This window comes from Deinococcus grandis (assembly GCF_001485435.1).
Taxonomy (GTDB): domain Bacteria; phylum Deinococcota; class Deinococci; order Deinococcales; family Deinococcaceae; genus Deinococcus; species Deinococcus grandis.
Genome location: NZ_BCMS01000004.1, coordinates 80,574 through 102,588, shown reverse-complemented (window position 1 = coordinate 102,588; position 22,015 = coordinate 80,574). Strand labels below are relative to the sequence as shown.

Below are 22,015 nucleotides of genomic sequence, written 5' to 3'. Positions count from 1 at the left end.
GGGCCAACGGAAGGGCATGGTCAACGTGTTCCTCACCCCAGCCCCGGAGCGGCGCACCCCCACCCCCCTCGCCCCGGAGATGGCCCTGCTGCTGTACGGCGGCCACCAACGCGCCGCGATCCTCAAGCACCCCGTGCACGACACCCCGCAGGGCTACGTGCTCGGGCCGGGCCAGCTCCTCAGTAGAGAGGATCAGCAGCGCCTCGTGGACTTCACCGCCGGGACGGGGTTGACGTTCACGGTGCCGACGACCCTGGCGACCGGCGTGCACTGCGTGTGCTGGTGGGTGCCGCCCCACACGCGGCCCCTGCTGTTCGACGCGAAGTACGACGCGGCCCGCTCCGTCGCGCGCCTCAGCGGCCAGCCCGTCCCGCACCCCGGCCTGGTGTTCATCGCCTCGCCCGGCACGCTGACCGTGTACGCCGTACGTGGCGATCAGCGCCCCACCCCGTCCACGGCCCTGTGCCACGCGCCGTACTGGAACATGTTCAGTTCCGCCCAGGTGTGCCGTGGCACCACCCGCTACCCGGAGGCCTGCACGCCAGACACGCAGGACGCGTGGGAAACGGCGTTCTTCCAGTCGGTCTTCACCGGACCCAGCCGCACCGACCGGTACATGAATTGGGGCAAGAGCTACGAGGAACTGCTCGACGAGGCCAGGGCCCGGGGAGCCTTCCCGGACCGTGTGCTGCTGGACGCCGGGAAGACCCTGGCGGGGCTGGCATGACAGGGTTCAGCGGTCGTCTGGGCCGGACCATAATTGCGGTGGCAGGCCCAGCGCTTTGGCCCAGGCTGCCACCTGCCGGAAGGCGTCCGTCCGGAGCTGCTCCACGGTCAACCCAGGCGGCAGTCGACCTTGCAGGAAGGTGCCCACCGTGCCAGGTCCGTACGCGGCGGCACTCCTGAACTTCTCGGCAATCTCCTGATAGGCCGCCGCCGCGAACGGGTCACTCAGCAGAGGTCGGCATTCTTCAGCCAGGGCAGCCGGACCGTGCGCGGAGTTCCGGATCACGTAGTACACGTCGTACGCGTCCTTCTGTTTAACCCTGTTCTTCAGGGCGTCTCCTTTCAGCGCGAGGAAGGCCGGGAGCGACACCACCCTCAGCTGCGCTGAATTTTCCCAGTTATCCGGCGTCCGGCCGCTCAGGACGTGAGTGACCGTGTGGCGCAGGGCCAGGGCCCCACCGTCGATCTCCTGCACGCGCAGGCCGGGGGTGACAGGCGGTCGGTTCTTCTTCAATTTGAGGCCCCTGGGCATCAGCAGATCGATCACCACGGGAATGACCGGGCCCCCGTCGGCGAGATCCACGGTGCGCTGCAGTTGAAACGCCCTGAGGTCCGCGCCGCCGTCCTGGCCACTGCGGACATAGTGCTGCGCTTCCAGCAGGGTGATGATCCGGGCGTACTCCTGGTCTTCGCGCAGACCGTGTGCGTCCAGGGTGAGGTCGATGTCGAGGGTACCCACGTGCGGCGTGTCCGGCGCGTCGATCAGCAGGGTCGGGACGATGCCGCCGATCACCACCAGGCGGTCCCGGTAGGCCCCCAGAACATGAGCCAGCTCGATCAGGACCCGGCGGGTCGCTTCGCCGCCGCGTTCGGTGTAGGTCAGGGCGTCGCCCGGCCCGGTCACAGGGCACTCCGGTAGCGAGAGAGTTGAGCCCGCAGGGGCACGTCGGCTGCTGCCACGTTCCCCGACCATACGGGCTGGAGGTACGTCCGCAGGAGATGCTCGGCGGCTTCCTGTCCCCGCTCCCCCTCCCGGTGAAGGTCGACGTAGGTCTGCACGGGACTGGTCAGCCAGTAGCCCGGCGCCACCTGGATGCGGTCCAGGAACAGACCCTCATCGTCGGTGCGCCGAATCACCACGTTGCCGCTGGGTTCCGATTCCAGATCCAGGGCGCCGTACAGCCGGTCGAATCCCTGCGGGGTGACCTGAAAATACTGCCGCTCGTCCCGGAGGTAGGGGGCCAGCCACTGCGCGGCGGACGGGCCGGACAGGAGCGTATGCTGTCCCGTGACCGGGGTGCTCATGATGTTCAGGACGGCCTCGTTCAGTCGTGAGCCGTGCAGGAGGGTGTACCCGGACCAGGTGTAGTCCGGGGTGTCCTGATGAACGGCCGCCCAGGACCGGATGAGCTCTTCGGCGGCAGAGATGCGGACACCGCTACCACTCGCCTCGGCCCAGCCGCGCTGCACCAGCTCTGTGCGGACGCGGCTGACCAGCCCCTGGCTGACGCCGGTGAGAGCGACCAGCTCACTGACCTTCCAGTCCGTCTCAGGCACGGCCAGGAGGGCCCGGAGAATCCGGGCTGATTTGGGAGCGAACAGGGACGCGGCCTGGCGCCGGACACCCGGGCTGGCGGCCTCACCGACCCGTTCCAGGAAGACGGGCCCGAAGTGCAGGCGGTAGTTCCCACTCAGGTCGAGCGTGCCGTACCCGTGCGCGGCGGCGAGCTCGACCGTTTCAGGGGAAAACCAGGGTGCCACCAGGACGGTGTAGGTGCTGGGCGTCTGACCCTGCCGGGGCGTCGTCTCGAGCTCGTGGATGACCGACCGGACCTGCTTCGGGTAGCCGTGGGTCAACAGGATGAACTGCACGTGATGTTCCTTGCGGCCCACCTTGAAGGTGAAGTGGCCGTCTGGTCGCCCGGCGTGAGGCGTGTGCCGGTCGGCACGGATAGGGTTGAAACCAGGGATGCGCTCTAGGACTCCCCCCAGACGGTTGAACGCGTCACGACGCTCGTCGAGATCGGCCGCGATGTTCACTCTAAAGCTGTTGTTCACCACAACGGTGAACATATCATTTTTAGTGAACTGATACCGTGCAGATCCAGTGAGACAGCTGTGACGGACAGTCAGGACTGGCCCACCCAGGGTGGGCCACCGCGCGCGCATGGAGGAGCCCACATGCCCCGACTTCACCCCGACCCTGCGCGCCCTGCTGCCGAGCGGCACGCGCGTCATTCCCGCGCCCAAAGCGGCCGACCTGCAATCCCTCGACCTGAAACGCCTGACCGTCACCCTGAGGCAGAGCGGCGCCAGTCCCGCGCACAGCAGCCCACTCGCGCCCCTGCTGCCCTGATCCCAGCCGTTCCCCGCCTGGACGGCGTGACGCCCCTGATCCTCGACGCGGACCTGCGTGGCCTGGACGCCCGCGTGCAGCTCGCCCTGCATCAGGACCCGGCAGACGTGCTCCGCGCCCTGTTCCAGGATCTCCTCCCGGATGAACCGGGCAGCGCCTGGGCCCTTCAGGCAGAACTCGACCTGCTGGCTCCCCTGGAGGATGCCGAGGTAACCCTGCACGCCTGCACGGACCAGGTCACGCTTACCGTCGAAGCCAGCGCGAACGGGTTCACGCACCTGCCCGCCCTGCATGCGGCCCTCGCCCGGCGTGACCCACACGTTCTGCCAGGGATCCTTGCTGCGCTCGAAACGCACTCCGCGCGCCTCACCCCGCAGTTCGGCCCGCGTGAAGCGCATGGGTTGGCCGAGCAGTGGCACCACGAGGACCGCGTCATCGAGGACCTCCTCCAGGAGCACCCGGACTGGGAAGCCCTGACGAAGCGGGACGTGATCCGCCTCGCGCGGCGCAGCGGCATCCCCCACCCCTGGGTGGTGCGTGACGAGATGCCCTGGCCGTACCTGCGGGACGTGCCGGGCCTCGACGAGACTGTGGCGCGCTTGCGGCTCCTCATCCCGGACTTCCCGGCCCTGCGGCCTCTCCTGCGTGCCCTCCCGGAGCTGCGCGAGGCGCATGGCGCCCTGCCGGCCATGACGGAAGCGGAGCGCGGCAGCGGTCTGCTCGACCACCTGCCCAGTCGGGCATACAGCCCTCTGAAGGAAGGGGCAAGCGCGATGGTGGACGTGCTCGACGAGGTGATGGAGCTGCACTGGCAGGGCGGGGAGACCGGCGCGGCCCTGCACCTGATCCTGCACGACTGCGACGCGGACCGCGCGCGGCTCGCGGACCTGCTCACGCACGCCCCGCGCGTGGAAAACGCCCTGAACCGCATTCACGACGCGCTCGTCACGGCGGAAGAATCGTGCGGCGCGTGATGACAGGGGAGCGCCCGACGCGGGCACGTGGCACCGTGGGGATGCCACCTTCCACCGTGGCCAGGTGGCATCCCCACGATGCCACCCGTGGACCAGGGTCAGGCTGGACGGGGAAGGTCTGACCGCTGAGCGGCTGACCTTCAATCCGTAGTTTGAAACTGCTAAAATGAAGCAGGCAAGATGGGCATTGCCTGTGCCCACCCCCGGAGGTCCCCCCATGACCCACACGTTCACCCCCACCCGCACCGTCCCCCCGCTCCCCGGCACGACCCTGCTCGGCCTCAAGGCCACCACCCTCCTCGAACTCGGCGACGCCGCCCGCCAGGGCTTCCAGACCGCCGCGCTCGAACGCTTCGCCCGCCACCTCGGCCTCACCCTCGCCGACACCCTCGACCTCATCCGCCTCAGCGAGAGCACGTACCACAGCTACCGCCGCAAGGGCAAACCCCTCAGCAGCGACGACAGCACCCAGCTCTACCACCTCGCCCGCGTCACCGAAGCTGCCGAAGCCTACTTCCAGAGCGTCACCGAAGCCCACCGCTGGCTCATGACCCCCCGCGCCACCTTCGGCGACCACACGCCCCTGCAGTTCGCCCTGCTGCCCGGTGGCGCCGAGTACGTCACGACCGTCCTCAGCCGCCTGGAACACGGCGTCTACACGTGACCCTGACCCTGCACCGCATCAGCCGCCTCCAGTACGCCCAGCACCCTGACCTCGCTGAACACGGGTACGGCGCAGCCCTGTACGGCGGCCGCTGGAACAGCCCCGACCCCGGCATGGTCGCCAACCGCCGCCTGATCTATGCCAGCGACACGCTCGCGCAGGCCATGCTCGAAGTGATCGTGCACGTGGACAGCCCCGTCCTGAGAAGCGTCCCGCACGCCTTCGTGCGCTTCCAGGTCGACGAGGCCTCCATCAGTGACCTCGACGTCACCCAGCTCCCGCCCACCTGGAACGCCCACCCGGGCACGCCCGCCACCCAGGTGATCGGCGACCAGTGGTTCGACGAGCAGATCTCCCCAGTCCTGCGCGTCCCCTCGGTCATCCTCCCTCTGAGCGTGTACGGGCCCGGGCAGAGCAACTACCTGATCAACGCCCGGCACCCGCAGATCACCCGGGCCGTCACCCTGCTGGGCTTCGAGCCCCTGCCGTTCGATCCGCGTCTCTGAGAGCATCGGGCATGGTCCGGGTCGCACAGTCCGGACACTGGCCATCACGCACCCAGTCCTGGCCCACCCTGGCGGTGGGCCAGTGCACGCCCATGTCCTTCCAGGTCACGTACCCGCCCAGCCCCGCCGAGCTCATGCCCCAGCCCCTCCTGCCCACCCTCGCTCTGCTGATCTACGAGCGCGCCACTCAACACGGCAGCCAGGTCCTCCTGCGCAAGCACGCCGTGCGGCAAGGCGAGGGCGCGTGCACGCTCGGACCCGCCCAGGCGCTCACCCGGGCCGACGTCACCGACCTCACGCGCCTCCTCGCTGGTCAGGGCCTGCAGCGCACCCGCCCCACGACCCTCGCGGTCGGCCTCCAGTGCGTCGCCTGGTGGCGGCCGCCCGGCCTGCGCCCCATGCTCTTCGACGCGAAGTACGCCCAGTCCAGGAGCGTCGCGCGCCTGTCCGGCATTCCGGTCCCTCACCCAGGTCTGGTCTTCGTCGCCACGCCCGGTACGCTCAAGGTGTACGCCGTCACCGGGGACGGGCTCCCCACGGATGACACGCCCCTGCTGCACGCCCCGTACTGGAACATGTTCCCCGGCGGGCAGCTGTGCCGCGGCACCACCCGCTACCCGGAGGCCTGCACGCCCGCCTCACAGGACGACTGGGAGACCGCGTTTTTCCAGTCCGTGTTTACCGGGCCCAGCCGCACCGACCGGTACATGAACTGGGGGCAGAGCTACGAAGAACTGCTCGACGCGGCCCTCGCCGCCGGGACGTTCCCCGAACAGGTGCTCCTGCCCGCCGGACTGACCCTCGCCCAGGCCCTGAGCTGAACCCCGAGAGTCCTGGCCCCCTGACGGGGGCCACGCGGCCATCATGCACACCCTGACCTTCGACCCCAAGGAACCCCTCCGCCTCATCCTCGTGGGCGTCGGCGGCACCGGCAGCCTCATGCTCACGCACCTCGTCCGACTCGACCAGGCCATCCGCGCCCTCGGCGGCGCCGGCCTGCACGTCACGGCCTTCGATCCGGACGTGGTCAGTGAAACGAACCTCACCCGGCAGAACTTCGCCCCCGCCGACATCGGCCGCCATAAGGCCGTCGTGCTCGTCGAGCGCTGCAACCTGTACGCGGGCCTGTGCTGGGACGCGTACCCCCGTACCCTCCAGGACGGGGATGTGAAGGGCGCACACGTCGTCATCAGTTGCGTGGACAGCGCCCAGAGCCGCCGGGCCATCCACGCCGCCTTCCGCTCACAGGCCCCGCAGTACTGGCTGGACTGCGGGAACGACGCGGCCACCGGGCAGGTCATCCTCGGGCAGGTCCGGCAGAGCCCGGCGCGCCTCCCGCACGTCCTGGACCGCGACCCCACCATGCACACGGGCGTGGATGATGACCGCCCCAGCTGCTCAGCCGCGGAGGCCCTGACCCGTCAGCACCTGTTCATCAATCCGGCCGTCGCCCTCCAGGCGGCGCAGCTCCTCGGTGAACTCCTCCTGAACGCGAAGACGCCCACGTGCGGGGCGTTCATCAACCTCGCTGAGCCGCTGCGCGTCGTGGCGCTCCCCGTGCCCGAGGGGCAACCCGAGGTGCCGCGTGCCCGCCGCCCCAAGCCGCTGCTCAAAGCCCGCCGGGAACGCCGTCCCCGCCGTCCCGCCGCATGACGCCCATCCCGACCATCTCCGAGGAGGAGTTCGCCACATGGCTCGACTCGCACCGCACCCGGCAGCTCCCGCTCCGCACGCTCGCCCCGCGTACGCGCGCCCCCGAGGCGCTCACCCGCGCCCTGGTCAAATTCACACGGACGCAGGAGCGGACGCCACCCGATCCGCGCTTGCCCCCGCCACCCCTGCTGCCCTGACCACCCCCCGCACGCCCGGGCTGGCCCCCCTGAATGTGCCCCGCGCGCACCACCTCCCCACCGGGTACGTCACCCGCCCCGTGGAGGAGGGCGTCATGGACGCCGCGTGCACCCTCGCCCTACACCTCACGCAGGCGGGCCTCATCCCCCGCCGCGTCCCCCGTCCGGGCGAGACGCCGGAGTCGTACATCTTGAACTCGTACGTGGACACTTGGCGGGCAGAGCTCAGCGCGCCGGACGTGCGCCTCGATATCACCCTCCTGTGCGGGTACTCGCAGCACAACACGGCCACTATCGGCGTGGAGGTCCTGCCCCAGTCCGGCCGGGTGCTGGATCTCCGGGCCCTGCGCGCGGATCTGCGCGCCCGGGACCGGTACCTGTTTGGCGCCCTGATGTTCGCCCTGCGCGCAGCTCTCGCCCCGTATCAGCCCGTCTTCACCGGTCAGGACGCCGTCCAGGGCGAGGAGGCCCTACGGTTCGGGGAGACGTGGTGGGATGACCACCTTGAAGCCCTCAGCGAAGCCGAGCACGAGGAACGCACCCGCGAACCCCGCGCGCGGGACCTGTGCCGCTGGCTGCAGCGCCAGGGCGCACCCACACCGTACGACCTGGGCCGCACGTACCCCATGGACACGTGGACTGCGCCAGACGACGTGGCCCGCTCCCTCCAGACCCGCCTGCACGCGCACCGCGCGGTCCCAGGGCTGACGGAGGCCGCGGACCTGCTCGCGCACCTCGCCACGCTGCCATTCGAGTGGCGCACCACGCGCGCCTGGGCCGAGGACAGCCTGCACCCGGGGGTGATCGACGTGGTGATCTGCCAGGACACCCCGGAGCGGGACCCCGTGCTGGAATTCCACCGGGACGCGACCGACCTGCTCGGCATGCCGCACACGGAGAGCCCCGTCGAATCCCTGGCCATGCTCGAAGTCCGCGACTGGGCTTCACACGAGGCCGCACTGAGGTACCTGCGCGCGGTCGCGGACGTGCAGGCCCGCTCGCGCGCCATGTGGGACGCCCTCACCCGCGGCGCCACCTCGTGACGCAGCCCTGGCCCCCTGTCCGGGGGCCACGGACGCGCATGAGCGAACTCAGCCTTCTGGACCACATGGCCCGCACTCACTTCCCCGCTGAACCGGCGTGGCAGGCCCGCCGGGCCCTCATCCACCTGCTGGATGACCTGGATCACGAGACGCTGCGCACCCTCCGCGTCCAGCGGCACCAGGCACCGAACGCGCCGGACGCCCCCGCACTCGAACAGGGCACGCTTGGGGCCCTGATCGAGGACTACGTGCACACCCACCCAGGAGTCACCGCTGTGGACGTGCAGCAGGCCTTCCCGCACGCCCACCCGGGCAACATCACCGACGTGCTCGCCGACTTCAGGGCGAGCGGCCGGGTGCGCGTCATCCAGAAACACCTGTACCCCTGGCCAACATCCATACGGCGCGCTGTTCAAGGGCAGACGAATCACGATTGGTGATCCTGTCGGTGAGCGACTGGCGCAGCAGGTGGCTCGTCCGCCTGGGGGCGTCGACGATCCAGTAGGGTGCGGAGCCGCGCTGGCACAGGTAATTCACTGACGAGGACACCCAGAACGATCAGCAAGCCTCCAAACAGCGCCAGCAGTGGTAAACGTTCCCCTGCTATACGACCAATCAAGCCCGCCCAGACGGGTTCACCCGTGTAAATGACTGTGGCGCGCGTCGGTGACACCGTCTTCTGCGCCCAGTTCATCCCGAACTGAATGAGGGCGCTGGCTGCCCCCAGCGCGACCACTGTGATGGCCAGTGTCCAAGAAAATGAAGGGACCTTCTCCCCAGCAGGCCACATCACCATGAAGGCCAACAGGGCAGCCACCAGCAGTTGGATGATAGTCACGCGCTTGGCTTCCACGCGACTGGAAAAGGCGCTGATCAAGATGATTTCGATGGCGATGGCGACTGCACTGGCAAGTGTCCAGTATTCTCCTGCACCAAAACTGAGGCTGGCGCCGTCCGGATTCGCCACCAAGATGAGCCCAACAAATGCCAGGGCGATGCCGATACACGCCATCAGCGAAGGGGGCCGGCGCAAGAAGAGCCACTGCAAGAGGGGCACCAGCGGGACATACAGCGCGGTGATGAACGCGGACGTACTACTGGGGATGGTCTGCAGACCAATCGTTTGCAGGGCGTAGCCTGCGCCGATCGCCGTCCCGATCAGGCTGCCTGCGACCAGTTCGTTTCTGGTGGGACGGCCGAGCGTGCGAAAGGTCAGTGTGGTCAGGAGAAGGGCTGCGACCAGAAAGCGAGCCCCGACGAAGAAGAGGGGTCCGGTGTAGGCCAGGGCGTGGTGAATGGCGAGAAAAGTGCCACCCCAGATCATGGTAATGAAGACCAGCAGCAGTTCTTGACGGGTGAGGCGCATAGGGCTCCTTCGGGTACAGCCCGGCTTTCCCCCATGTGGTGCATGGGGGTGAAGGGCTTACCTCACTTAGTGGGTGACGTTACGAATGAATTCGGTCAGTGTGGGACCGGTGTTGCGGTACGTGTAGGGCTGATCGGACGGATATGTGAGGGAATCACCAGCGTGCAGGTGCGTGGTACGTTCCTGAAACTCAATGGTCAGTTGTCCGTGCAGGACATACAGAAGTTCCATCATGCCCTGTGGGTCGGGAGACGCGGCGTAATGTTCGCCGGGGCTGAGGTGCCAATGCCAGAGTTCTGTACCGTGACGCGCGGGAACTGTATTGATGAGGACCGCCTGGCTGGCAGCATGCGGTGTAGTCCAAAGGGTGGCGCCGCGCTGCACCTCGCCCGTACCGGCAGACAGGCGGGGGGAAACAAGTTCGACGAAAGTCAGGTTGAGCGCCTGGGCCAAGTGATCGAGGGTCGAGAGACTGACGTTGTTCTGTGCGGCTTCGAGGGCGGCGATCATCCGGCGACTGATCCCGGAAGCCTGCGCGAGATCATCTTGGGTCCATGCGCGCTGGGTTCGGTGATGCCGAAGATTGTCGGCCAGTGTGCGCAAGGCATGATCAAGGACATCCGCCATTCGTGCAATATACTGCACACTCCCTTGGTCGGCAAGGCGAATCCTCCCAATCACGACACATTCCCACCCATCCCGTGAAGCGCTGGCCCCCAGCTGGGGGCCACCCCGCACGCATGAGCGCCACCATTACCATCTCCACCGAGCGCACTCAGCGCACTGCACCCGCCCTGCACGAACCGATCCTCGCCCTGGTCCTGTACGCGCCCGGCGGCCAGGACGGCCTGAGCAGCGCGTACACCCGCAAGCACCGCATCCGGCACGACGGCCGTGGCCGGGCCATGCTCGGCGCCGCGCAGGCCCTCACCCGTGAGGACGCCCGTGACCTCCTGATGACCCTGGGCGGCCGGGCCCTCACGCCCACCCGAGAGAACACGCTGGCCACCTCACCCACCGCGTGCGCCTGGTGGATCCCCACCGGGGAACGAGCCCTCCTGTTCAACCCCAAGTACGCCCAGGCCGGCAGCGTGGCCCGCTTCTCCGGGCAATCCGTGCCCCACCCACCGCTGGTCTTCATTGCCGGGCCGGGCAGCCTGAGCGTGTACGCCCTCCGGGAGAACACGCGCCCCACCCTGGACACCCCCGTGTGCCACGCGCCGTTCTGGAACATCTTCCCCAGCGGACAGGTGTGCCGGGGGTCCACCGCGTACCCACAGGCCTGCATGCCGGACACGCAACCTGACTGGGAGGAGGTGTTCTTCCAGTCGGAGTTCACCGGGCCGAGCCGCACGGACCGGTACATGAACTGGGGGAAGAGCTACGAGGAACTGCTGGACACGGCGCAGGCGCAGGGCACGTTCCCGGCTGACGTGCTCGTGAATGCCGGGCAAACCCTCGGGCAGATCCTGACCTGATCGCCGTCACCCCCAGGCACGTCACCCTGCGGGTCATGGACACGCCGCCAGTGACCGAACCCCATTTCCCCGCGCGCCTCGTCCTCCTCGCCGACAACGACACGTGCTGCGCCCGGCTTCAGACCGGGAAGGACAGCTCCGTGATCGGCCAAGGCACCACCATCCAGGCTGCCCTGATACACCTGACGGCCCAACAGCCTGTCCTGCTGCCGCCCGCCCCAGGCCTCGATGTCCCCCTGACGCCCGGCCATCACCTCACCGTTGAACTGCGCGTGCAGCAGCCAGACTTCACCTTCGTGTTCGCGGCCTGGTGGACCACCCCACAGGGCCGAGCGCTCCACCGACCCGTCCTCGCGGCGACCGCCCCGCAGGCCATCGCGGACCTGCTGGCCGCTCACCCTGACCCCACGACGATCCAACCAGCCCAGCCACGCCTGGGCGGCACTCGGACGCCCGGTCCCACCCGGAAGTAGCGCTGCCCGCCCCGCCCAGAAGTGATGGCCCCCGGCACGCCCGGGGGCCACGGGCACGCATGGCCCAGACCACACAACGTCCATCCCGGTTCATTCCTGGGGAAGTCCGCGCCGTACAGGGCGATCAGACCCAGACCGTGCCCTGCGTCCGCCTCGCTGACCTGCCCGGCGCCGCGCTGCACCGCATGCTCGATCACGCCGGGTGGGCCCTCACGCACGAACGCTCCGGGCTCGCCATCCGCGCCCTGCTGCCCACGGAACGCGTCGGGCGACGGCTGATGCGTCGCCTCGCCGGGCACAACTTCGACCGGGAGCAGGCCGAAATCATCCGGGACGAGCAGCTCACCGCTGACGTGCTCGGCCACGCGTCCCAGCTCACCGGCGAGCAGCTGTACGCCCACAACCCCGACGGGACTTGGACGCTGACGTTCTGACCCGCCCCCATTCCACCCCAACAGGAGTGACCATGTTCAACCCCAATGGATACGACATCAAAGGCGTGAAGTACCTCCCCACCCACGACGGCGTCGCCTTCACTGGCACGCTGTACAAGGACGGCAAGCGGATCGGCAGCGTCGAGAACGGCGGTACCGGCGGCCCCAACTGCGCACACTTCGATACGCGTGAAGGCGGGACCGCCTTCCGCGCGTGGGTCGCCACCCTCGGCACGCACACCTACCCCGCCCAGAATGGCAGACCCGAACTCACCGTGCCGTTCGACGAGGAGACCGCCATCGAGTGCCTGCTCCAGATCGACGACGCGCGCCGCGAGGCGCGGGCCTTCGACCGGCGAGCCCAGAAGGCCATCGTCTACCGCGAGGCGGGCGACGGACCCGATCAGTACCGCAGCGTGAAGTTCGCGTCCACCCTGACGCCCACCCGCGCCCTGGCCGCCTACCGGGCCAGTGCCCCCTGGTGGTCCCGCGTGACGGAGGTCTGGCACATCGGCGAAGGCTGGAAGCTGGAACGGGCTACACCCCAGGACTGACCAGGGCTGGCCGGGGGGCAACCCCCCCCGGCCCACCTGCTCTTGATGACTCTCCACGGCTTCATTCCGGTCCTCACCCACCGCTTCCCACTCGACGCGCTCCTCACCCCGTACGTGGAACGTTACGCGCCTGCCGCGCTGATCAGCGCCGCCGAACTCCGCGCCGCGCCCGGCGCACCCCTGCCCACCCTGCCCCTGATGATCGACAGCGGCGGGTACCAGGCCCTGGACGCCCACGCGACCGTCGTGGACACCGGACCGTTCGCGGCGCTGCACGTGCCCGGCGCGGCCCCACTCACGCCGCTGGACGTGTACGACCTGCAGCGCAGCGCGCGGGCTGCCGTGTGCTTCACCCTCGACTTCCCCGCGCCCAGCACCGCCAGCAGCGACGAACGCGCGCGCCGCCTGCACCTCGGGGAACGCAATGCCCTGTGGGCCCTGTCCCAGATCCGCCCCGGCACCCTGTACGCCAGCGTCCAGCCCGGCCAGGACCTCACCAGAATCCTCGCCGCGAGACCGGACGGCATCGCCCTCGGCGGCCTCGCCCCGCACAGCGCTGACCGGGACCGCCTCCGGCACGAAATCCGCACCGTCCGTGCCCAGCTCCCCGCCGGGCTGCCCCTGCACGTGTTCGGCCTCGGGCACCCCGACTCCATCCACGCGGCCCTCACGGCCGGCGCGAACACCGTGGACTCCAGCAGCCCCCAGCGCATGGCCGCCAATGGCCGCGCCTGGACGGGCGAGGTCATCCCGGACGCCGCCCCGCACGAACGCCTGCGGCTCGCCGTCACGAACCTCCTGACCGCGCTGCACGCGGACGTGCCCCTCGCCCTGCACCCCGCCTGGCGACCCCTCACGCCCGGGAGGAGCGCGTGACCGGCACCGCGCCACGCCTCTCCGGCCCGGATCTCGCCCTGGCGTGCGGCGTGACCACGCTCCCCGTCAGCGCCCTGATCACGAGCCCCACCGGGAGCGGCAAGACACACCTCGCCCGCGAAGCCGCCCGGCACGCCCTCACGTGCGGCGAACGCGTCATCGTGACCGTGCCCACCAAAGCCCTCGCGCACGAGATCGCCCGCACCTGGGCGGACTTGCCCGGCCGCGTGCAGGCCTTCACCCGCGGCCAGCCCAGCCCCCCGTACCGCGCCGCGCAGGTCCTGATCATGACGCCCGAACGCCTGGACCTCGTGACGCGCCGCTGGCGCCGCCACCACCCCTGGCTCGCGCGGGTGGGCCTCCTGATCACCGACGAGATCCACACCATCAGTGACCCCGCACGCGGCGCTGCCCTGGACGCCGCCCTCACGCGCCTGCGGGCCGCGCTGCCCCTCCTGCGCGTCCTGGCCCTGACGGCCACCTGCGGGAACCCCCGCGTGCTCGCCGACTGGCTGGGCGCCCTCCACATTGGGGGTGGCATCCGACCGATGCCACTCACCTGGACCGCCAGGACCGTCCGCGCAGTCGCCGACAAACCCGCCGCCCTCCAGCGGGTGCTCACGCCCGGGGAGTCCACGCTGGTGTTCGTGCACGGCCGCCAGCGGGCCGCTGATCTCGCCGCGCAGCTCCAGACGGCCGGGCACGCCAGCGCCGCGCACCATGCGGGCCTCACCCCCGACACCCGGGCCAAGGTCGAGGCGAACTTCCGGGCGGGCCACACCCGCGTCCTGATCGCCACGCCCACCCTGGAAGTCGGCGTGAACCTTCCCGCCGAGCACGTCGTTCTGTACGACCTCACCACGTTCGGCCCCGACGGTCGGCAGGAACTGACCGTGAACGCCGCGTGGCAGCGCGCCGGACGCGCCGGACGGCCCGGCGCCACGCGCGCCCAGGTCACGGTGCTCGGCACCCGCGCGGAGCAGCCCGGCCAGTACGAACGCGGCCGCTTCGAACCGCTCGGCAGTCCCCTGAGCCGCGGCGAGCACCTGCTGGGTTTCCTGCTCGGCTGCGTGGATGGCGGGTACACCCGCACCCGCGCACAGGCGACCCGCATGGCCCAGCAGACCTTCGCGGCACACACCGGAACCCTGAACGCCCCCCGCGCCGTGGCGACGCTCCTCCAGCAGGGTGCCCTCGCCGATCATGGGGGCGTGCTCAGCGTCACGCCACTGGGCCGCGTGGCCAGTCAGGCGCTGCTCCCTGTGCCCGTCGTCGCGGCCGTTCGCGCCCTGCCGCAGGACCCGACGGTGCTGGACGTGCTGCTGGCCGCCGCCGCGCATGTCCGCCTGCCCAGCCTCGGGGACGAGTCGCGCGCCACCCTCGTCGATGCCCTGATGAGCGTTCCGTCCCGCACGCTGGACGCGGGCACCGCCCCGCCGGACGCGGTGATCGGCGCGGCCCTCCTGCACGCCACCACCCACCACGGGGACGACGGGGCCGCGGAGCTGAGTGGCCTGCACGAGCCAACCCTGACGGCCCTGCGCGAGGAGGCGCTGCGGATCGTGAGTGCCTGGCATGCCCTCGCCCCGAGCGTCAGCGTGAACCTCACCCGCGTGAGCCTCGCCGCGCAGCTTCCCCCACGCACCGCCACTCTCGCGCTCCTCAGTGGGGTTGGGCAGGTCACGGCCCGCACGCTCAGCGATGCCGGCGTCCCGGACCTCCCCACGCTCGCCCGCACGTTCCCCGCGCAGCTCACCGCCGCCGGGTTCACGCCCCGCACCGCGGAACGGCTCATCGGGGCCGCCCAGGCTTACGGTCCCATACCGCTGACCGAGCCGACTCCCGCACCATGCGCCCGGAGGGTCCTCGCCGACCCGGCCCGGCTCGCCCGCGCCCGCCTCTTGACCGTCACCCCCACAGCGCACGGCTGGACGGTCACTGGCGGCAGCGAGGGCCGCATCGTCACTCGGCACGGCGACACGCTCACCTGCGACTGCCCGGATAGCGTGCACCTGTGCAAGCACATCCTTGCCGTGGGGCTGCATCTGATTTGACTCATATCTTGCAATTTAAGATGGGATTTTCGCTTTTCAGGACGCACTTTCTTCCCCTATCACTTGGACTGCAAGATGTGACTACATCAAGTTGCCGCAGCGGCTCATGGCGGCAACTCCAATTTAAACCGTTATCAATAATTCATTATCAAAAACTCTAATGAAGAAATTATTAAGCCTGGGAATCTCCGTAGCAATCGGATGTTTTTATGAGAGAACGCATTTTTGCATTGGTTGGCGATGCGTCATTGCTACAGTCCATGCGTCGGCCAATCATTAAGCCCATCATTCTGCTACGGCAGGCTTTAGGAGATCGAAATGAAAAGATTAGTAGCTAGTTTATTACTGCCCATGATGCTTGCTTTCGCTAGTTGTAACTCTGCCCCGAACATGCCAGCAAATACTTCTGCATCCAGAGGGCAGACGGAAGCAGACGCGCCGGCATCATCCTCTGAGACTACGCTAACCCCACAGGCGGCAGATACTTATTGCACCAGTAGATATTGGGGAAATCGCACTTATGAATGCAATGCAAGTGCCAGAACAGATGTTGAAATTGCTGGGCTAATGTACAAGAGAGCAAAAGTATATTTTACTAATTCAAGTGACTATAGCACAACCGTTGGAGCCACATATATTTTTGGAAACTATTATATAACTGTATATGGAGGTTCGACCGCTAATGCAAAGACTCAAATTGAAAAGCAAGTTAGAGCTGCTGGTTATCAATGGGTAACTCCAAGTGGATATGTACATGCTGAGCAGCGCCTAAAAGATGTTCAACCCTATGCTGTATCTATTGGGATTAGTAATCCGAATGGTCCATGCCCAAGTTGCATTCAAAACGTTGTTGAGACACAGCAAACACCAATTAGTTGGTATCCTGGATATTACTGGTAAGGCGAAGGCAAATCATGAATAACACAGAAAATCCTATTGAAGTTATTAGAAAAATAGCTCTTTCTAAAAGTAATTCCGTTGGAAATTTCTATAGAATCATAGATAAATCCAACAATAAAAATGATTATATGTCTATAGCTATGGAGGAATTTAAAAATAAGAATATCGACAGTCAGGGTAGGATTAGATTATTAGATCTAATGATTCACTTGGATACCTCTGCCTTCCCATCTATGATAAATAAATATTTGGGAGAAGAAAAGGATGAAGAAGTCAGAAAGCGAATTATATGGCTTTTGCAACATTGTTGCGATCGATCCTCAGTACCATATCTCATAAAAGGCTTAATTGAAGAAGGAAATGTAGATAACAAAATTATGATTTTACACACTTTAGCCCATCTGAATGATCCGGCATCGATTGAGGAAATCAAAAAATTCATCGCTGATGATTCATATAGTGTTGCTTATGAAATTACAGTAGGCCATGAAGCCTCTAAAGTAATAGAAGCAATAATCTCGTCGGCCAGAAATCTCCCTACTCATACGGATTAACTCACGCAGCCCGTTTAGGTCTCGCGCCATGACCTGTTCAATGGCTCATAGAGGACAAAAGATGGAGACGGTATTTAGACATACCGTCTCCATCACAATTTAGGCCAACGAGCCGTCATCCGTAAAGTGCAAGATGTCAGTTGACTGAGGTGGCATCCTCGCAGATCTGGCCCACACCAGGGGTGTGGGCCAGGACGGGCGCATGCTTACCCCTCTGACGATCAGCGTCCCCGGCGCCCACAAGCCCGCTCCCACTCCTCAGCAGGCCCTCGCGGATCTCCGCAAGGTGGCCCGTCACCGCCCCGCCCTGCAGCTGCGCCTGAAACGCCTCGCTCGCCTGCTCGCGGCCGGCCGCGCCCTGAAACTCACCGGCGACCCCTGCCGCGTCCAGGCGACCATCACGGCCCTGCGCGCCTACGCCGCGAAGCAACCCGAGGTCCTCACGGCCGTCACCCCCGACGATCTTCTCGTGGGCCTCGCCCGCGGGCCTGTGCGGGTCAGCGTGCACGATCAGGACGGCTGGCCCATCTGCGAGTACCGCCTGTCGCACGCCACGGGCGGCGTGGACATCCTCTGCCGGGACGGCCGCACCCGCTTCCTGCCCAGAGACGAGTTCCGCGCGCAGTTCCGCCTCGCGGTCTACACGCTCCGCGTCCCCACCACGTGGATCGCCGAAGATGCCCCCGTTCAGCAGGAGCAGGCCGCGTGACAGTCACCCCCACGTCCGGCACCGTGCACCCTATGCCGCACCAGATCGCGTACACCGACGCCAGCCTCGCCCTGAGGGACGTGTACGCCCTGGCGGCCGTCGTGAACGGCGTGACCGTCACAGCCACCGCGCGGGCGCACACCACCCAGCAGGCTGAACTGCAGGCCGCACGCCTCGCGGTCCAGCACGCCAATCCCGGCCCCCTGCACCTGTATGTCGATTGCCTGGCCACCGCGCACGTCCTGACGGGACTCGCGCGGTCCAAGTCGCCCCTGACCGAACCCGCGCAGGAGCTCCTTCAGCTCGCCGCGGAACGGGGCGTCGCCCTGCACGTGCAGTGGATTCCCAGGGGCGAGAACGCCGCCCACCACCCGGCGCATCACACCGCCGGTCACATGCGCACCCACCGCCGCGCCCGCCGGGTCCATCTGCCCCCACTCCCCCCCCAGACCCCCGGTCTGGTCGTCCGCCTGCGCCACCACCCGGACGGCACATCCGCCCGCGGCGGTGGACTGCGCGCGGTCGCCCACGGGCCCCTGGCGGCCCTGCGCATCCTGATCGACCTCGCGGGCCGCGCCCCACCCGGCGTCCGCGTCCGGGTGCGCGGCGTGCCGCCCTACGCCGCGCATCTCTGGACTCACCCCGAGCACGCGCCGGACGACCTGCTCGCTTCCCTCAGTGCAGCCCGCTGCGCTCTCGCCCTGCGCGGCAGCCGACTGCACTTGATGACCCCGTGACTTCACCCCGCTGGCCTGCCCACCACGTCCCCTCACCCCCCAAGGAGTCCGACACCATGACCACCCCCCACCTGACCGACCTGCTCGACCGCTACGCCACCCTCCGCGACACCATCCTCGGCCTGGAAGCCGAACGCGACCAGCTCGGCGCGGAACTCAAAGCCGCCCTGCTCGACGGCGAGACCGTGCAGACGGACCTGTACCGGGCGGAACTGCGCACCTCGACCACCATTGAGTACCCCCTGGACCGCTTCCGGGCGTGCTTCGGGGACGCGGCCACGCTGGAGGTCGCCACCATCGACCGCAAGAAGGCCGATCGTCTCGCCACGGCCGGGGATCTGGACGCGGACACGCTCGCCAACCTCGCCGTGAAGAAACCCCGCGCCCAGAGCCTCGTCCTCACCCAGGTCCGCGCATGACCGGCGGCAACGTACAGCACGCCGCGACTGCCGCCCCACAGGCCGCGGCCACCCACACGGTCACGCTCACCCTCGCGTCCGGCCTGACCGTCCACGTGGCCCACCGGCAGGACGTCGACGGGGAAGCCATCGTGATCGAGGCGCCGCAGGGCAGCGGCGGCTTCCATCCCACCTGGGCTGCCACGTGCGCCGCCCGCCTGGTCAACGGAGCGACTGGCACCTTGGCATCGCGGTAGCAGTGGCGCGAAGAGTCGGGTTATGCCTGTGCCTCAGCTTTCCACCTCGTCTGGGTCGCGCAACCGCCTGAATTGATCGGCCGGCATCTGTGAGGTCAGCGAGAAGTGGTACCGTCCGCCCAGGTGAATGTGCCCAAACTTCAGAGGCGACAGCCGCTGCACATCTTCGTCCCGCACCTCCACGCCGTCCACACGCAGTTGATTTAGGATGAGGTCGAGATAGCGGGTGTTCCAGAGAATGATCGCGTTCACCACCAGGCCCAGGGCCCCCAACTGATCTTCCATCCCAGCGACGTAATGTTGCCGCAGTTCCCCATGTCGGCCCTGGAACACTGCCCGTGCCAGCCGGTGCCGGGCCTCCTGGCGGTTGCGCTGGGTGCCGATGGTGCGGCGGTAAAGCGGATCATCGTGGTAACTGAGCAGGTGGAGCGTGCTGGCGATCCGCCCCACCTGCTCCAACGCCCGAGTGAGGGCGCTTTTGGGTCTGACGCCGATCACTTTGAGCAGATCCGAGGCCCGCACCGTCCGGGTCATCAGTGACCCCGCGAGGCGCAACAAATCGTCCCAGTGATTGGCAATCAGCGCGGTGCTCACCTACGACGTCGCCAGCGCATTCAACTTCCCATAGTTTGCTTCTCGGGTCACGCGCGCGTACGTCCGCTCGCGCAGATCAGCCAGCTCCGGGCTGAACTGATAGCCCAACAGACGGAACAACCCGAAGACCATGTACGACGAGGCCGCTGTATCTGACACGAGTTGCTGAGGGCGCAGCACCGTGTTCTGCTCAATCATGCCGTCCAGGGCGAACAGGGAATCGCGCAGGGTACCCGGCACCACGATGCTGTGAAAGCCGCTGTACTGATCGGAGATGAAGTTGACATAGGTCACGCCACTGCGCACCCCAAAGTACTTGGGGTTCTGACCAGCGTAAATGGTTTTCACCGGCACCCGGAAGCGCAGCCCGTCCACAGAGGCCACCTGACCGTCCCCCCACGCCCTCACCGTCGGAATGGTAGCCTGAAACTCGACCAAGCGGGCATTGGCACTGGCAATGGTTTCGGCGCGCAGGTAGTGCTGATCCACCCAGGACAGGCGGCCGCGCCCAAGGGCCTCGGTCTCCGGTTGAACCACCGCGTCCAGTCCGACATTGCACGCTTCAGCCAGCAGGACCGCGCAAACGCTGACGTCGAGGTGTCCCACTCTTGTTCGTGCTTCACTCAAATGGGTGAAGGCGTTGGCAAACCCCGTCCAGCGGTGCACTTCCAGGAGCAGATCCGGCAGATCCAGGTGGGGCATCCGCCTCGCCACCAGTTCCCGCAAGTGCCGCAGACTGGGCGGCTCGGGCAGCGCCTCTTCCTCCTGAAGCACCAGCACGGTGCGGCCCTCTTCTTCAGCCAGAGAGACCGCGGCGTTCTGCGGGAGGCGGGCTTCCACCAGCCGGTACCGCTCGTCCAACTGGGCACTGAGCTGCGCCAGCATCACTTGCGGATCAGGGTCAAGGTCAAGACTCCGGCAGACCTCAGCCTTCAGAGCCGTCCAGGCCTGATCCGACAGCAGGCGCAGGCGAGGGTCGCTAAATTTGGGACTGGCCGACACAAAGACGTCGCGGCGCTTTAGGGCCAGATGCAGATGGTCGAGGATACAAAGGGTATAGGCTGGCCGGTTCAATGGCGCTTTTCCGGGAATGAGCTTGCTCCAGTCACCCTTGACGAGCGTGAGCGGCACCTCGGTGGCTTTCACCTGTGATCGGCGCTCCAGACGCCGCAGCGCCTGAAGCGCGGCCAGGGACGGCCCTCCAGCGGCGCTGCCCTCAAAGTTCACTGTCCTCAGCAGGGCCGGTAGAAACTGCTGCACATAGCTATAGCGACTCAGCAGCCCCTCCAGCCGGGTCTCGCTTCTCGGCCGGGTCAGTGCCTGAACCGTTTCCGCCGCGGCCTGGAGCTGTTCCTGAGACACCAAGGCCAGCACCCGTGCGGCGAACGCGGGGAAGTTCTGGGGCGGCTGCCCCAAACTCTCCAGGAAAGCCAGGGTGAGCTGATTGCTGCGCCGGGCCGCTTCTTCCAGTGACGGCAGCTGATCTTGCCGTGCACCGTCTTCTTGCCGTTCGATCCGGTTGAAGAGGTCAGTCAGCAGACTTTCGAAGAGGGTCAGCGCGTCGTCCAGGGCCTGGCCTTCAAGGCGACTGACCGTCACCAGCAGGGTGGCGATGCGCCGGGAGCGGGTCATGCGGCGCATCGCCTGGGCTTTCACGCCCATCCCGATGCGGAAAAGGGTGTTCAGCCGTTGTTCAGGAAAACCGCTCAGATCCAGGGTGGTCACGCCGATCCGCCGCACCGCTTCAACCCGCTTGAGTGCACCAACGAGTCCGGGGGCGGAGACCGACAATGGCGCTTTCCGAAGTTGATCAAGTCGGGAGACCGATGAGCGAGGGGGGACGTCCAACAGGGCTTCAAGGGCCGTCACCTGGGCTTCACTGGGCAGGGCCGCCAGGTCACGCCAGAGGCGCTCATCGGCCCGGTGCTGAATGCGGGCAATCAGCCGGGTCAGCGTGGTGACGCCGGGCAGCAGCACCCGGTGCTCGACCAGGCGGGCTGTGCTGAGATCCAGCAGGCGGCTGGGTGGCTCGGCCATCAACCGGGCGCGGGCAGATAAAAAGCGCGCCAGATCGAAAATGGCCGGAATCTCTGAAAAATCGCGGTAGCCCCACCGGGCCTGGATGTCGTGGCGGTGATCCCAGCGGGTCTCGCGCGTGCGGTAGCGGTAAAGTTTGACGGGATTGACCGTGAGGTCAAGCTGCTGGGCGACGTACTGGATGGCTGCCTCAGGCATGTCCAGGGGATCAGTCAGGAAGGTGCCCAGAAAGCGGACAGTGGCGAGTTGGAGGGCGTAGCCCAGGCGGTTGTGTTTGCCTTTTTTCTGGGCCATGACAGCGCGGTCGTGATCGTCAAAGCGGAAATAGCGGTGCAGTTGCTCAGCCGTCAGCGTCGGTGGATAACGGCCATACCTTGCCAGCAGAGCCGTGCTGTCTTCGGATGCAGTTATGGCGCGGGACATCCTGCTCCATGCACTTTTGTCTCTGGGAGGACATGCTGTTGACCTGATGGGC

Annotated in this window: 25 protein-coding genes and 1 pseudogene; 21 read left to right on the top strand and 5 right to left on the bottom strand. The window is 67.0% G+C overall.

Translation table 11 applies throughout. The features are described from left to right. The first annotated feature begins 16 nt into the window (after positions 1–16). Positions 17–727, top strand: coding sequence for a PRTRC system protein B (locus DEIGR_RS18095; protein ID WP_058979832.1), 711 nt, complete (start codon positions 17–19; stop codon positions 725–727). 6 nt (positions 728–733) lie between these two features. On the opposite strand, the gene DEIGR_RS18090 is transcribed toward DEIGR_RS18095, so the two are convergent. Together DEIGR_RS18090 and DEIGR_RS18085 are read right to left on the bottom strand one after the other, a co-directional pair. Beyond that, positions 734–1,630 carry a nucleotidyl transferase AbiEii/AbiGii toxin family protein gene (locus DEIGR_RS18090; protein WP_058979741.1) on the bottom strand — a complete coding sequence of 299 codons (897 nt, stop codon included), beginning with the start codon at positions 1,628–1,630 and terminating at the stop codon, positions 734–736. Continuing rightward, complete coding sequence (locus tag DEIGR_RS18085; protein ID WP_153013943.1) at positions 1,627–2,799, bottom strand: type IV toxin-antitoxin system AbiEi family antitoxin; 1,173 nt, start codon at positions 2,797–2,799, stop codon at positions 1,627–1,629. The genes DEIGR_RS18090 and DEIGR_RS18085 overlap by 4 nt, the downstream gene beginning before the upstream one ends. A gap of 94 nt (positions 2,800–2,893) precedes the next feature. Between DEIGR_RS18085 and DEIGR_RS18080 the strand changes: the two genes are divergently transcribed. The 8 genes from DEIGR_RS18080 to DEIGR_RS20610 all read left to right on the top strand — a co-directional run bounded on the left by DEIGR_RS18080 (position 2,894) and on the right by DEIGR_RS20610 (position 8,559). Beyond that, complete coding sequence (locus DEIGR_RS18080; RefSeq protein WP_153013942.1) at positions 2,894–3,082, top strand: hypothetical protein; 189 nt, start codon at positions 2,894–2,896, stop codon at positions 3,080–3,082. A gap of 26 nt (positions 3,083–3,108) precedes the next feature. Beyond that, positions 3,109–4,056, top strand: coding sequence for a hypothetical protein (locus DEIGR_RS18075; protein ID WP_058979736.1), 948 nt, complete (start codon positions 3,109–3,111; stop codon positions 4,054–4,056). Between the two features lie 217 nt (positions 4,057–4,273). Then, the gene (gene parS / locus DEIGR_RS18070) at positions 4,274–4,720 is read left to right on the top strand and encodes a type II RES/Xre toxin-antitoxin system antitoxin (RefSeq protein ID WP_058979734.1); all 447 of its coding nucleotides are present in this window, start codon (positions 4,274–4,276) and stop codon (positions 4,718–4,720) included. Continuing rightward, positions 4,717–5,226, top strand: coding sequence for an RES family NAD+ phosphorylase (locus DEIGR_RS18065; protein WP_058979732.1), 510 nt, complete (start codon positions 4,717–4,719; stop codon positions 5,224–5,226). Before parS ends, DEIGR_RS18065 begins: the two co-directional genes overlap by 4 nt. A 92-nt stretch (positions 5,227–5,318) precedes the next feature. Further along, positions 5,319–6,047, top strand: a complete 729-nt coding sequence (locus DEIGR_RS18060) for a PRTRC system protein B (protein ID WP_058979730.1) — start codon at positions 5,319–5,321, stop codon at positions 6,045–6,047. 43 nt (positions 6,048–6,090) lie between these two features. Further along, on the top strand, positions 6,091–6,879 hold the full coding sequence (locus DEIGR_RS18055) for a PRTRC system ThiF family protein (protein WP_058979728.1): 789 nt from the start codon (positions 6,091–6,093) through the stop codon (positions 6,877–6,879). A 232-nt stretch (positions 6,880–7,111) separates the two neighbouring features. Beyond that, positions 7,112–8,119, top strand: a complete 1,008-nt coding sequence (locus tag DEIGR_RS18045; protein WP_058979725.1) for a hypothetical protein — start codon at positions 7,112–7,114, stop codon at positions 8,117–8,119. 38 nt (positions 8,120–8,157) lie between these two features. Then, complete coding sequence (locus DEIGR_RS20610) at positions 8,158–8,559, top strand: hypothetical protein (protein ID WP_058979723.1); 402 nt, start codon at positions 8,158–8,160, stop codon at positions 8,557–8,559. Here the strand turns inward: DEIGR_RS20610 and DEIGR_RS18035 are convergent. Beyond that, positions 8,547–9,485, bottom strand: a complete 939-nt coding sequence (locus DEIGR_RS18035; protein WP_058979721.1) for a DMT family transporter — start codon at positions 9,483–9,485, stop codon at positions 8,547–8,549. The genes DEIGR_RS20610 and DEIGR_RS18035 overlap by 13 nt on opposite strands. Positions 9,486–9,551: 66 nt before the next feature. Further along, positions 9,552–10,112 carry a helix-turn-helix domain-containing protein gene (locus tag DEIGR_RS20030; protein ID WP_083524299.1) on the bottom strand — a complete coding sequence of 187 codons (561 nt, stop codon included), beginning with the start codon at positions 10,110–10,112 and terminating at the stop codon, positions 9,552–9,554. A gap of 113 nt (positions 10,113–10,225) precedes the next feature. Between DEIGR_RS20030 and DEIGR_RS18030 the strand changes: the two genes are divergently transcribed. The 12 genes from DEIGR_RS18030 (at position 10,226) to DEIGR_RS17985 (ending at position 18,909) form a co-directional block, all read left to right on the top strand. After that, positions 10,226–10,963, top strand: a complete 738-nt coding sequence (locus DEIGR_RS18030) for a PRTRC system protein B (protein ID WP_058979719.1) — start codon at positions 10,226–10,228, stop codon at positions 10,961–10,963. Between the two features lie 35 nt (positions 10,964–10,998). Beyond that, on the top strand, positions 10,999–11,436 hold the full coding sequence (locus DEIGR_RS18025) for a hypothetical protein (protein ID WP_058979717.1): 438 nt from the start codon (positions 10,999–11,001) through the stop codon (positions 11,434–11,436). A gap of 59 nt (positions 11,437–11,495) precedes the next feature. Next, the gene (locus DEIGR_RS18020; RefSeq protein ID WP_153013941.1) at positions 11,496–11,870 is read left to right on the top strand and encodes a hypothetical protein; all 375 of its coding nucleotides are present in this window, start codon (positions 11,496–11,498) and stop codon (positions 11,868–11,870) included. A gap of 32 nt (positions 11,871–11,902) precedes the next feature. After that, entirely contained in the window at positions 11,903–12,424 is a 522-nt protein-coding gene (locus tag DEIGR_RS18015) for a hypothetical protein (protein ID WP_153013940.1), read from the top strand. A 45-nt stretch (positions 12,425–12,469) separates the two neighbouring features. Next, entirely contained in the window at positions 12,470–13,300 is an 831-nt protein-coding gene (locus DEIGR_RS18010) for a tRNA-guanine transglycosylase (RefSeq protein WP_058979712.1), read from the top strand. Further along, positions 13,297–15,354, top strand: a complete 2,058-nt coding sequence (locus DEIGR_RS18005; RefSeq protein WP_058979710.1) for a DEAD/DEAH box helicase — start codon at positions 13,297–13,299, stop codon at positions 15,352–15,354. Before DEIGR_RS18010 ends, DEIGR_RS18005 begins: the two co-directional genes overlap by 4 nt. A gap of 318 nt (positions 15,355–15,672) precedes the next feature. Continuing rightward, positions 15,673–16,254 carry a hypothetical protein gene (locus DEIGR_RS20605; protein WP_153013939.1) on the top strand — a complete coding sequence of 194 codons (582 nt, stop codon included), beginning with the start codon at positions 15,673–15,675 and terminating at the stop codon, positions 16,252–16,254. Positions 16,255–16,268: 14 nt separating this feature from the next. Continuing rightward, positions 16,269–16,808 (top strand): HEAT repeat domain-containing protein, encoded by a 540-nt coding sequence (locus DEIGR_RS20600; protein WP_153013938.1) that lies wholly within the window; start codon positions 16,269–16,271, stop codon positions 16,806–16,808. Between the two features lie 202 nt (positions 16,809–17,010). Continuing rightward, positions 17,011–17,517 carry a hypothetical protein gene (locus tag DEIGR_RS20595; RefSeq protein WP_153013937.1) on the top strand — a complete coding sequence of 169 codons (507 nt, stop codon included), beginning with the start codon at positions 17,011–17,013 and terminating at the stop codon, positions 17,515–17,517. Next, a complete protein-coding gene (locus tag DEIGR_RS17995) occupies positions 17,514–18,254 on the top strand; it encodes a ribonuclease H family protein (RefSeq protein WP_153013936.1) in 741 nt (246 codons plus the stop codon). The genes DEIGR_RS20595 and DEIGR_RS17995 overlap by 4 nt, the downstream gene beginning before the upstream one ends. A 56-nt stretch (positions 18,255–18,310) precedes the next feature. Then, positions 18,311–18,673 (top strand): hypothetical protein, encoded by a 363-nt coding sequence (locus DEIGR_RS17990; RefSeq protein ID WP_058979704.1) that lies wholly within the window; start codon positions 18,311–18,313, stop codon positions 18,671–18,673. After that, entirely contained in the window at positions 18,670–18,909 is a 240-nt protein-coding gene (locus tag DEIGR_RS17985; protein ID WP_058979702.1) for a hypothetical protein, read from the top strand. The genes DEIGR_RS17990 and DEIGR_RS17985 overlap by 4 nt, the downstream gene beginning before the upstream one ends. 33 nt (positions 18,910–18,942) lie before the next feature. On the opposite strand, the pseudogene DEIGR_RS17975 reads toward DEIGR_RS17985, so the two are convergent. Then, a pseudogene (locus tag DEIGR_RS17975) lies at positions 18,943–21,963 on the bottom strand (Tn3 family transposase). Between the last annotated feature and the right edge of the window lie 52 nt (positions 21,964–22,015).

What these genes read in the sequence shown, in the direction of transcription:
- DEIGR_RS18025 (WP_058979717.1), top strand. Translation starts at nt 10,999, where the DNA reads ATGGACACGCCGCCAGTGACCGAACCCCATTTCCCCGCGCGCCTCGTC.
- DEIGR_RS20595 (WP_153013937.1), top strand. Translation starts at nt 17,011, where the DNA reads ATGCTTACCCCTCTGACGATCAGCGTCCCCGGCGCCCACAAGCCCGCT.
- DEIGR_RS18060 (WP_058979730.1), top strand. Translation starts at nt 5,319, where the DNA reads ATGTCCTTCCAGGTCACGTACCCGCCCAGCCCCGCCGAGCTCATGCCC.
- DEIGR_RS17990 (WP_058979704.1), top strand. Translation starts at nt 18,311, where the DNA reads ATGACCACCCCCCACCTGACCGACCTGCTCGACCGCTACGCCACCCTC.
- DEIGR_RS18085 (WP_153013943.1), bottom strand. Translation starts at nt 2,799, where the DNA reads ATGTTCACCGTTGTGGTGAACAACAGCTTTAGAGTGAACATCGCGGCC.
- DEIGR_RS18020 (WP_153013941.1), top strand. Translation starts at nt 11,496, where the DNA reads ATGGCCCAGACCACACAACGTCCATCCCGGTTCATTCCTGGGGAAGTC.
- parS (WP_058979734.1), top strand. Translation starts at nt 4,274, where the DNA reads ATGACCCACACGTTCACCCCCACCCGCACCGTCCCCCCGCTCCCCGGC.
- DEIGR_RS18095 (WP_058979832.1), top strand. Translation starts at nt 17, where the DNA reads ATGGTCAACGTGTTCCTCACCCCAGCCCCGGAGCGGCGCACCCCCACC.
- DEIGR_RS18080 (WP_153013942.1), top strand. Translation starts at nt 2,894, where the DNA reads ATGGAGGAGCCCACATGCCCCGACTTCACCCCGACCCTGCGCGCCCTG.
- DEIGR_RS18055 (WP_058979728.1), top strand. Translation starts at nt 6,091, where the DNA reads ATGCACACCCTGACCTTCGACCCCAAGGAACCCCTCCGCCTCATCCTC.
- DEIGR_RS20610 (WP_058979723.1), top strand. Translation starts at nt 8,158, where the DNA reads ATGAGCGAACTCAGCCTTCTGGACCACATGGCCCGCACTCACTTCCCC.
- DEIGR_RS18035 (WP_058979721.1), bottom strand. Translation starts at nt 9,485, where the DNA reads ATGCGCCTCACCCGTCAAGAACTGCTGCTGGTCTTCATTACCATGATC.
- DEIGR_RS20030 (WP_083524299.1), bottom strand. Translation starts at nt 10,112, where the DNA reads ATGGCGGATGTCCTTGATCATGCCTTGCGCACACTGGCCGACAATCTT.
- DEIGR_RS20605 (WP_153013939.1), top strand. Translation starts at nt 15,673, where the DNA reads ATGAAAAGATTAGTAGCTAGTTTATTACTGCCCATGATGCTTGCTTTC.
- DEIGR_RS17985 (WP_058979702.1), top strand. Translation starts at nt 18,670, where the DNA reads ATGACCGGCGGCAACGTACAGCACGCCGCGACTGCCGCCCCACAGGCC.
- DEIGR_RS18010 (WP_058979712.1), top strand. Translation starts at nt 12,470, where the DNA reads ATGACTCTCCACGGCTTCATTCCGGTCCTCACCCACCGCTTCCCACTC.
- DEIGR_RS18030 (WP_058979719.1), top strand. Translation starts at nt 10,226, where the DNA reads ATGAGCGCCACCATTACCATCTCCACCGAGCGCACTCAGCGCACTGCA.
- DEIGR_RS18015 (WP_153013940.1), top strand. Translation starts at nt 11,903, where the DNA reads ATGTTCAACCCCAATGGATACGACATCAAAGGCGTGAAGTACCTCCCC.
- DEIGR_RS20600 (WP_153013938.1), top strand. Translation starts at nt 16,269, where the DNA reads ATGAATAACACAGAAAATCCTATTGAAGTTATTAGAAAAATAGCTCTT.